Source organism: Streptomyces soli, assembly GCF_003999195.1.
Classification (GTDB): domain Bacteria; phylum Actinomycetota; class Actinomycetes; order Streptomycetales; family Streptomycetaceae; genus Actinacidiphila; species Actinacidiphila soli.
In genome coordinates, this window is the sequence record NZ_RJVR01000139.1 from 1 (window position 1) to 8,513 (window position 8,513).

Annotated in this window: 8 protein-coding genes and 3 pseudogenes; 6 read left to right on the forward strand and 5 right to left on the reverse strand. The window is 68.9% G+C overall.

Annotated elements, in window-relative coordinates; all coding sequences use genetic code 11:
* Positions 1 to 126, reverse strand: a pseudogene (locus EFK10_RS53210) (FAD-linked oxidase C-terminal domain-containing protein); the annotation flags it as partial.
* 133 nt (positions 127 to 259) lie between these two features.
* The gene (locus tag EFK10_RS49995) at positions 260 to 481 is read right to left on the reverse strand and encodes a hypothetical protein (protein WP_127355790.1); all 222 of its coding nucleotides are present in this window, start codon (positions 479 to 481) and stop codon (positions 260 to 262) included.
* Between the two features lie 336 nt (positions 482 to 817).
* On the opposite strand from EFK10_RS49995, the gene EFK10_RS12480 reads away from it, so the two are divergent.
* Positions 818 to 1,243, forward strand: a complete 426-nt coding sequence (locus EFK10_RS12480; protein WP_127355791.1) for a hypothetical protein — start codon at positions 818 to 820, stop codon at positions 1,241 to 1,243.
* 362 nt (positions 1,244 to 1,605) lie between these two features.
* On the opposite strand, the gene EFK10_RS12485 is transcribed toward EFK10_RS12480, so the two are convergent.
* Positions 1,606 to 2,838, reverse strand: coding sequence for an MFS transporter (locus EFK10_RS12485; protein ID WP_127355792.1), 1,233 nt, complete (start codon positions 2,836 to 2,838; stop codon positions 1,606 to 1,608).
* Positions 2,839 to 3,407: 569 nt separating this feature from the next.
* Here EFK10_RS12485 and EFK10_RS52015 point away from each other — a divergent pair.
* From EFK10_RS52015 to EFK10_RS12500, 3 genes are all read left to right on the forward strand, one after another.
* Complete coding sequence (locus EFK10_RS52015) at positions 3,408 to 3,542, forward strand: hypothetical protein (protein ID WP_265737505.1); 135 nt, start codon at positions 3,408 to 3,410, stop codon at positions 3,540 to 3,542.
* A gap of 35 nt (positions 3,543 to 3,577) precedes the next feature.
* Entirely contained in the window at positions 3,578 to 4,057 is a 480-nt protein-coding gene (locus EFK10_RS12495) for an SRPBCC family protein (RefSeq protein WP_240677177.1), read from the forward strand.
* A gap of 66 nt (positions 4,058 to 4,123) precedes the next feature.
* Positions 4,124 to 4,633, forward strand: a complete 510-nt coding sequence (locus EFK10_RS12500; RefSeq protein WP_127355793.1) for a hypothetical protein — start codon at positions 4,124 to 4,126, stop codon at positions 4,631 to 4,633.
* A 644-nt stretch (positions 4,634 to 5,277) separates the two neighbouring features.
* On the opposite strand, the pseudogene EFK10_RS12505 reads toward EFK10_RS12500, so the two are convergent.
* Positions 5,278 to 5,376 (reverse strand): annotated as a pseudogene (locus EFK10_RS12505) (CorA family divalent cation transporter); the annotation flags it as partial.
* A gap of 527 nt (positions 5,377 to 5,903) precedes the next feature.
* Here EFK10_RS12505 and EFK10_RS12510 point away from each other — a divergent pair.
* Positions 5,904 to 6,713 (forward strand): MFS transporter, encoded by an 810-nt coding sequence (locus EFK10_RS12510; protein ID WP_164835957.1) that lies wholly within the window; start codon positions 5,904 to 5,906, stop codon positions 6,711 to 6,713.
* Positions 6,714 to 6,784: 71 nt separating this feature from the next.
* Positions 6,785 to 7,948, forward strand: coding sequence for a winged helix DNA-binding domain-containing protein (locus EFK10_RS12515; protein WP_240677178.1), 1,164 nt, complete (start codon positions 6,785 to 6,787; stop codon positions 7,946 to 7,948).
* Positions 7,949 to 8,269: 321 nt separating this feature from the next.
* Here the strand turns inward: EFK10_RS12515 and EFK10_RS53215 are convergent.
* Positions 8,270 to 8,416: pseudogene (locus EFK10_RS53215) on the reverse strand (hypothetical protein); the annotation flags it as partial.
* Positions 8,417 to 8,513 lie beyond the last annotated feature (97 nt).

Genomic DNA, 8,513 nt, shown 5'->3' on the forward strand with positions numbered 1-8,513 from the left:
TGAGTACATCAGGGGCAGCAGCTCGCCACGGGCCCGCCCGTCACCGTGCTCCCCGGACATCGAGCCGCCGTGCGACGCCACCAACTCCGCCGCGTCCAGCAGGAAGGCACGGAAGACCTTCCGGCCGCCGCGGGCCCTGGTCGGTGCGGGTGGAGGCGGTCCGGCGGACGAGGGCGGCGGGCATGCCGGCTCCTTCGGGGGTGGTGGGTTGGGGTGCCGGTCCGGATTGCCGTCCGGACCGGCATGGGGGCGCTGCTGGTCAGCCGTGTTGGACGATTTCGAGGATCTTGAAGGCCCGGCCGCTGCCGGTGACTGCGGGGTGGGTGTAGCGCTCCACGCGGGCGAGGGTGTCGGCTCCCGGGTAGGGGCGCTGGGCCTGTTCAGCCGTCTCGGTGAGGACGGGAGCCTTGTGGTAGCTGCGGGGGATGGTCAGCCATGCGCCCCCGTCGGTGGTCCCCCAGGCGTAGCCGGTGCTGTTCATGAACGGTGCTCCCTCGCTGGTGGGTTGGGGTGCCGGTTCGGGTTGCCGCCCGCGTTCCGACATGAGTAATCGTACTCTCTTTACTGGAAGGGGGCAACCCCAAACCGGCCCTGACCTGCTGTGACTCGCAGCGATAGCTGTCACTTCGCAGCGTTAGTTGTCACCGCCGCCGGATCCGGGGCTCGCCCTCTTGAGCCGAAGCACGATAGTTGTCATCAAGGCAGGCTTGTTGTCATCAAGATCGACGGCGCAGTGCCGGGGTCGGAGACTCAGAGCAGACGGCCTGGTCAACTGCCTCACGGCGTGCCCCGGTCTGCGTCGCGGGGAAAATGAACCATGAGGTTCCTGAAGCGGCCCAACCGCCAAGCCAAGCACATTGACTACGTTCCGAGTGACGACGAGGACGAATCCGCCCGCGGCGGCTACCTGATCAGCGTCGAGCTGGAGGCACCAACGATGACGCTCGCAGAGCCGATTCGGACCATGCGCTCGGAGGAATTCTCGGTCTCTGTCCCTTCGCAAGAGCTGAAGCCAGGCGTGAACTACCTCCTTGGCGGCCCCAGGGAGCCGACCTGCGAGGTGGTTCAGGTCGTGGTAGGCGAACCGTTGCCGGGCGAGCCCCGGCACATTCGGCGAGGCAGGTTCAGGACCATCGCCTCTGCTCATCCGGCGGGCACGCTGGTCACACCGGTCACCGCTGAACGCATCGAGGACTGGTCGCAGTGGATGCCAGAGGATGTCGCATGGAATGCCGACTCGTGACAGCACGGCCGACAAGACTCGGGCCAGGGCAAAGGACCCCTGACCTGGCCCGGAACCTTGTGGAGCCCGACGACGACCGGTCTGCGGGTCGAGTCACTGGTGAAGCGTTCGTATTCGAGAGCTGCGGTATTCCCTGGGCGGTCAGGTCGCGGTCGATACGTTCGGGCAGCTGTGACCTCCCAACCGGTACTGAGTCCTACCGGCTCGCCCACGCCAAGGCCCAGGCCGAACGAGCCGAGGCCAGCTGATCGCTACCGCTGGTCAGCCCGTACTGGCCGGGATGAGTCGTCCGCGCACTGTCCTCCCGACGTTGAACGAGTACAAGCATCTATCCGTAGTCGCTGTCCCGATGGGTGAGCTGATCATCTCGTTGGAATGTGAGGCGGGAGCTCAGAGTTGATCGGGCGGCCCCACGCAGCGCGCGCATGGGCCGCGGCCAGCACTGCCATCGCGGAGGTGGCCGCCGCAGCGATCGCGAAGCCGCCGTGTGCGCCGTATGCGTCCACCGCGCGTCCGGACATCGCTGCCGCACCGGCCGAACCTGCGGCGCTCGCCGAGTTCAGCCAGGTAAACGCCTGGGTGAGAGCGGCCCGGTTTACAGATGCTGCAGTGAGCACCGAGGAGAGCACCAGGATCGGGGGGACGGCCAGGCCGGTGACAGCGAGCGCGAGCCCCAGCCCTAGAAATGAGTCGGCAGCGAGCAGCGGCAGGCAGCTGAGTGCCAACCCGGCTGTCACGAGCGCCAGTTGTACCTGCGGCGCGCCGCGCCACCGGCGCAGACCGTAGAGCCAGCCGGCCAGCAGGCTGGCGCAGTTCGACACCGCGTAAAGCGGCGCGGCCGTGTCCGCCGCGCCGTGCTCTACCGCGAAGGCCGTCACCGAGACCTGCATGGCGCCGAAGTACAGGCCCAGGGTGAGGTTGACGCCGACCTGCGCCGCGAAACCCGACCGCAGCAGCGAGCGGCCTGCGCGCTTGCGCTCAGCAGCGCCAGCCGTCGCAGGCGCTGTGCGGCGCTGCGCGGCGAAGGCCAGTCCGCCACCAACCACCAAAGTCGTGGCCAGCACCATGCCATGTGCCGGGTTGCTACTCGCTCCGACCGCGGTGACCAGGGCCGGTCCGGCCAGGTAGCACAGCCCGTTGCTGAGCGATTCCAGGGCGAAGGCGGTGGGCAGCGCTGCGGCCCGCTCGCCTCGTAGCAGCGCCGACCAGCGGGCGGCCGACAGCGCGCCGAGCTGCGGGATCGTGGCGCCCACTAGCGCTCCGGCCGCCGTCATTAGCCAATTCGGACTGCCGTTTTCGACCAGGGCCAGCAGCGAAACCACGGCGGTGGTGTGGGCGAGGAGGGCGGGTGGCAGCACGCGGGTCTGGCCGAAGCGGTCGATCAGCCGGGCGAGTTGCGGCCCGACCAGTGCCTCGGCGACGGCGAAACCGCCGGTCACCAGGCCGGCCACGGCGTAGGAGCCGGTTTGGCCGTGTACCAGCCAGATGATGCCGAGGCTGGTCATGGCGATGCCGATGCGGCCGGCGGTGGCGGTGAGGAAGAAGGCTGCGGCACCGGGGGTGCGGAGCAGGGTGTGGTAGGTCGCCGACGACACGGCGCGTCCCTTTCGCTGCCCGGCGGGGCGGACCACACGGGGTCGTCGGCGTCCTGATGTGCCGACCCGTGGTCATCGCCTGGAACCGTCCAGTGCTGGCGTGGAGCAGGGACGCGCACCCCACGCCGACTCCATCACCGGGCAAAGGTCTCTCGAGTGGTCTCGGGTGTACAAACAGACCGATCCTAGGCTCTGCGGATGCGGACGTCACTGTTCCTGCTGAGCCTCGTCGTCATTCCGCCACCAGGATGAGATAGGCCCTCGCGACGCGACACCGCCCTTGACAGGGTGGGGAGGAGCGGTCTGCCCACACGGCCGACTCCTCCACGAGCCCAACCGTATCGGTTGAACAGTGGCCTTGCTCCACCCGAGCGACATCAAAACCCACCGACATTGATTACGTGGAGATCCGCGAAGTGACTCCCAACAGCATGCCCCGCCACAGCGGCCCGGACGGGAACCGGTATCTCCTGCCTGGACACAGTCCCGGTCGGCCGCGTAACCCTCTGGGGCTGGCGGACACCATGCGGCGCCACGGCCTGCCCGCCCGCGCGGCACGGAACACCGCAATGATTGAAGCGCTCGCCGACCTGCCGCCCATCGTGATCTCCGATCTGTTCGGCATCGACCCCCGTACAGCGGAGCGCTGGGCCGCCTTCACCGGCGGAAGCTGGCCGGAGTACCTGGCCACCCGCCCAAGCTAGCCGCCGTAGCGGCGGGCAGGGGGGAGGAGTACGCCATGACCAACGGACCCACGTCCGTGCCGACCTACGTCTATGTCACCTACATCCGCGCAAGTGCGGAGCAGGTGTGGCAAGCCCTGACGGACGCGGACCTGACGGCGCGCTACTGGGGACACGCCAACGTCTCGGACTGGCAGCCGGGCTCGACCTGGGAGCATCGACGCGTCGACGGATCAGACGCCGTCGATGTCGTCGGTCAAGTGATCAAGGCCGAGCCCCCGACGCGCTTGGTCATCACCTTCGAGGACGCCCCCGACGCTGAAACGCCAAGAGAACCGTCGGTTGTCACCTTTCTCGTCGAACCACACCAGGACATCGTCCGCCTCACCGTGACCCACGAGCATCTCCCCAACCAGGAGATGCTCAACGGCATCTCGCGCGGATGGCCGGCCGTGTTGGCGAACCTCAAGTCGCTGCTTGAGACCGGCGATGTCCTCCCACAGGCGCCATGGGAGATGTCACGCGGGCACGCCTGAGACGGCACTCGCCACAAGCCTTCCCGTATTCACCCCCGCGCACGACCGCAGAAAGAAGACGACACGATGGACACCACCCCGCTTCGGGACGCCTACCGCGCGCTGCTGGACGCTGCTGCCACAGTGGCTGACTCTGGCGACACGAGCCCCGTCCCGCCGACCGGCGAATGGAACGCTGAGCAGATTCTGGCGCACGTCGCCATCGTCAACGCCGCCACCATCGCCGCCGTCTCCTGCATCGCTGCGGGAGCAAACACGACGTACGACAACCGCATCGCGCTCGACACCTGGACCATTGAACGCGTCATCTCGCTCGCTGGCGGCAACGCGGGGCTTCGGGACCGCATCCGCCTCCAAGGAGACGCCCTCTGCGCACTCGGCGGGCCGGTGCTGAGCGAGGCCGAACTCGACACACCGGTGCCCGCCTTGCTCCTATCAAACGACACGGTCCTGGTCAATCAGCCCGTGCCGCTGAGGGACCTCATCACGGGCCTCGCAGAAGTGGAGCTGCCCGGCCACACGGAACAGCTCCTAGCCCTACTGTCGGACGGCGCCCGGGCTGAAGCCACAACGTGATCTTCCGGCCGACGAGCGGTTCGAGCAGCGGTGGCACTGATGATCTGCGGGTGTTTGGGAGCGGTGGATCATCATCGTGTTGGGAGTTGAATGTCGGGGTTTGCGCTGTGGGTCTTCCGTAGATGGGACTCTCATATGTTGACGATTCCGGACTCTGGTTTTTGATGGAGTGCCATGTCGGTTTGGTGGAGACTACAACGGAGGGGCCGGTAACGCCGCAGGTCGATAGAGGGGTCTGGGCGGGGAGACGGCTGGTCTCCTGGTGGGCGGGCCCGGTGGCTACCGGTGGGGGTTCAGCGACCCTGCTGCCGTGTGCGTGGGGTGTCGGCCCGGCCGGCTAGGTTCACTCCACAGGCGTCGGCGTGGGTGGTGAGTTCGCTACCGCCGCGCATAGTGATCATGGGGAACAGTGCTGCGCCGACGGGGCGGGCACTGAGTTGGTGGTGGGCTGCCGCGGCCACGAGGAAGGGGGCGGGCCCAGCCGGGTATGGGGTGGATCCGGCAGGCGCGGTGGGAGGTGCGGCCGTGGGTTTTCACGCACGAGGGACACCCTCGCAAGATCCAGGGACAGCCAGGGGAGCCTTACAGCCAGCGCTGCTGCGGAACGCCCGCTAGCTAGAGCAGGCCAGCGGTGGTCATCGCGAGGGGTAGCCGTAGGTCCAGCTCAGCTCGGGCATGTGGGCGAAGTTCATGCCGTACACCCTGGCCACCAGGGTAGGGATGGCCAAGATCGCATCACCCGCCGGCACCGGAGCGGACCCGACGCACCTCGCGGCCGCAGGAGGTAGCCAGGGCAGGTCAGGGACGAGCGGACAGGATCGTCGGGACGCGGCTGTTCTGCCCGAGCCAGTCGGCGACGTCCCTGTCGATGTACTCGACCAGGCGCGGTCGAGCGGCAGGACCAGGGGCTGCGCAGCAAGCGCGAGCCGGAGACGGCGTTCGCCGACGGCCAGGACTTCCGGGAGCAGCTGCACGCCCGGGCGGCAGCCGACGACCCGTGCCGTGCGACGGCCGTGCCGGGGCGGTCACCAAAAGCGGTGCATTCCGCGCCGATCAGACCAGCCACCGGCCGGCCCGCGTTACGATTTTTACTCACCTCGACCACTGAGGAAGCCCGTGCCCCCCGTGTCGTCGTTCTCCCACCTTCCCCACGCCGAACAGCTCGACCTGCTCGAAGGACTCACCCGGGCCGCGCTGACCCAGTACTACGGACTCGACGGCGCGGCCGTACGGATGGTCGTGTGCCGCCCTGCTCCTCGTCTTCCCCCTCGTGCAGGGCCGCAGCCTGGGCTGGCCTGTCTGGTCGTTCGTGGTGCTGGCCGCAGGAGTGGTGGTGGCCGCGCTGTTCGGCCGCTACGAGCTGTACGTCCAGCGCACGGGCGGCGACCCGCTGGTCGTCCTGGGGCTGTTCCGCAAACGGGCGTTCACCGGGGGCCTGGTGGTTGTGCTCCTGGTGTACGGGGCACTGGTCGGACTGGCCCTGATCGTGTCGGGCGTCCTCCAACTGGGGTTCGGCTTCAGCCCGTTCATGACCGCCGTGACCAGCCTGCCGCAGGCCATCGGCTCCATGTGCGCCCTGTTCGCCTCGCGGATTCCGCGCATCGCGCGGCTCGGCCGCACGCTGATCCACCTCGGCCTCGCGGGGGTGTTCATCGGTGTCGTCGGACTCTGGTTCACCCTGCACTCCGTCCAGAGCGGGCCGTCGCACGAGAGCGTGCACGCCATGACGTTCGCGCCCGCCCTCTTCGCCGTCGGACTGGGCATGGGCCTCACCCTGGCCGCGATCTTCCGTATCGTCCTCGCCGCCGTCGACCCGCATGAGACCGGTTCTGCGTCCGGGGTCTTCACCGCGGTCCAGCAGTTCGGCGGGTCACTGGGGGCGGCGGTGCTCGGCACCCTGTTCTTCAGCGCGGGAGAGGCCGGGCGCCAGACCCTGACCGGTTCCGCGATGCGTACGGTGTGGGTGGTCGCCGGGTTCCTGCTCGTCGCGTTCCTGCTCGCGCGGCTGCTGCCGCGCCAGCCCCGTCCGCCGGGCCCGCCGGGCCCGCCGGGCCCGCCGGTGGCCGAAGGCGGATCCTGACGGGATGCCCTGCGCGATCGAGCGGGCTCGTAGGGTCGTGCGGGCACCCGCCAACACCGAAGGGATCAGCAGTGCCTGATGTCGCATTCCCCGTCGCCTCGACCCGTGTCGCCGGCGAAGTCCTCAGCCTGCAAGACCTGACCCGGGCCACGCTGGCACGGCAGTTACTGCTGCAGCGGTCGCCGATGACGGCACCGGAGGCCATCGCACACCTCCTGGGGCTCCAGTCGCAGGTCCCCAGCCCGCCGTACCAGGGGCTGTGGACCCGGCTCACGGACTTTGACCTCAAGACCCTCACGGACCTGATGACCGACCGTGCCGTCGTACGCTCCACCCTCATGCGGTACACGCTCCACCTCATCGGGGCGGCCGACTACGACTGGCTGCGCCCGACCCTGCAGCCCGTGATGGACCGCGCACAGCAGAGCTTCTTCGGCCGGCGGACCAAGGGTCTCGACCTGGGCGAGCTGGTGGCATTCGGCCGCGAGGCGCTGTCGGGCCGGGAGCTCACGCTGGTGGAGCTCCGCGGGCTGCTGGGCGAGCGGTGGCCGGAGCTCGATCCCATCGCGCTCGGCTACTCCGTGCAGTACCTGGTGCCGGTGGTGCACGTGCCTCCCTGCGGCACCTGGAAGAAGGGCGGCGGGGTCCGGATGGCGCTGGCCGAGGACTGGTTCGGCGCCCCGGTCGCCGGCCGGCCGGATCGGGCGGAGCTGGTCCGGCGCTACCTCGCGGCATTCGGGCCGGCCTCGGTCCGGGACGTACAAGCCTGGTCAGGACTGCCCCGGTTGGCCGATCTCCTGGAGTCGATGCGCCCGGAGCTGGTCGTCTTCAGCAACGAGGCGGGGGTCGAGATGTTCGACCTTCCCGACGCCCCGCATCCGGGCGCGGATACGCCCACACCCGTCCGTTTCCTGCCGGCGTACGACAACCTCATGGTCGCGTACACGGACCGCAGCCGGGTGCTGACGGAGGAACAGCGGAAAGTGATCACGTCGGGTGCGGGCGGACGGACCCGCACCCGGCCGGGCCAGCAGGGCGCGGTCGCCGCCACGCTGCTGGTCGACGGCAGGGTGCGGGCCACCTGGAAGATCGAGCGCGTCAAGCGGAACGCGACGCTCGTCGTAGAGCCGTTCGAGCCCATGACCCGTCAGGAGAAGGCGGAAGCAGCCGCGGAGGCGGAGCAGTTGCTGTTGTTCAGCGAGCCGGACGCGCAGGGCGCCGTCGAGTTCGTCTGACAGCTCCGGGCCTGGCGACCGGCCCGGAGCTGTGCGTCGTCCGTTGATCAGCCGGCGAGCTTCTCCACCGTCTCGACGAGCTGCACCGGCGACGGCAGCCCCGCCACCTCGGCCTGCAGCGCCCTCGCCCGCTCCTGGTACGGCGGCTCGCCGAGCAGCGTGCGGCAGGCCTCGACGACGGCCGACGCCGCGAAGTTCCCTCCGCTGATGTGCCGCGCGGCACCGTGTTCGTGCAGCCGGCGTGCGGTGTCCGTCTGTTCCCGCGTTCCATGACACCAGCACCTGGGGTATCCCGGCGAGCAGACAGGCCATCGTCGTGCCCGCGCCGACGTGGTGGACCGCGATGTCGCAGGCGGGCAGAACGGCGGTCAACGGCATGAACCCGGCGCCGATCACGGCGTCGGGCAGCGGCCTGAGCTGGTCCACCACGCTGTCCGCGGCTCCGATGACGATGTCGAGGCCGAACACCGTGTCGACGTCGGGTGAAAACTGACCGCTGAACGGCGGAGCAAATCTGACCCACCTCGTGGTCGTCCGATCATCCTGATCTTGGTTCGAAGGTCAG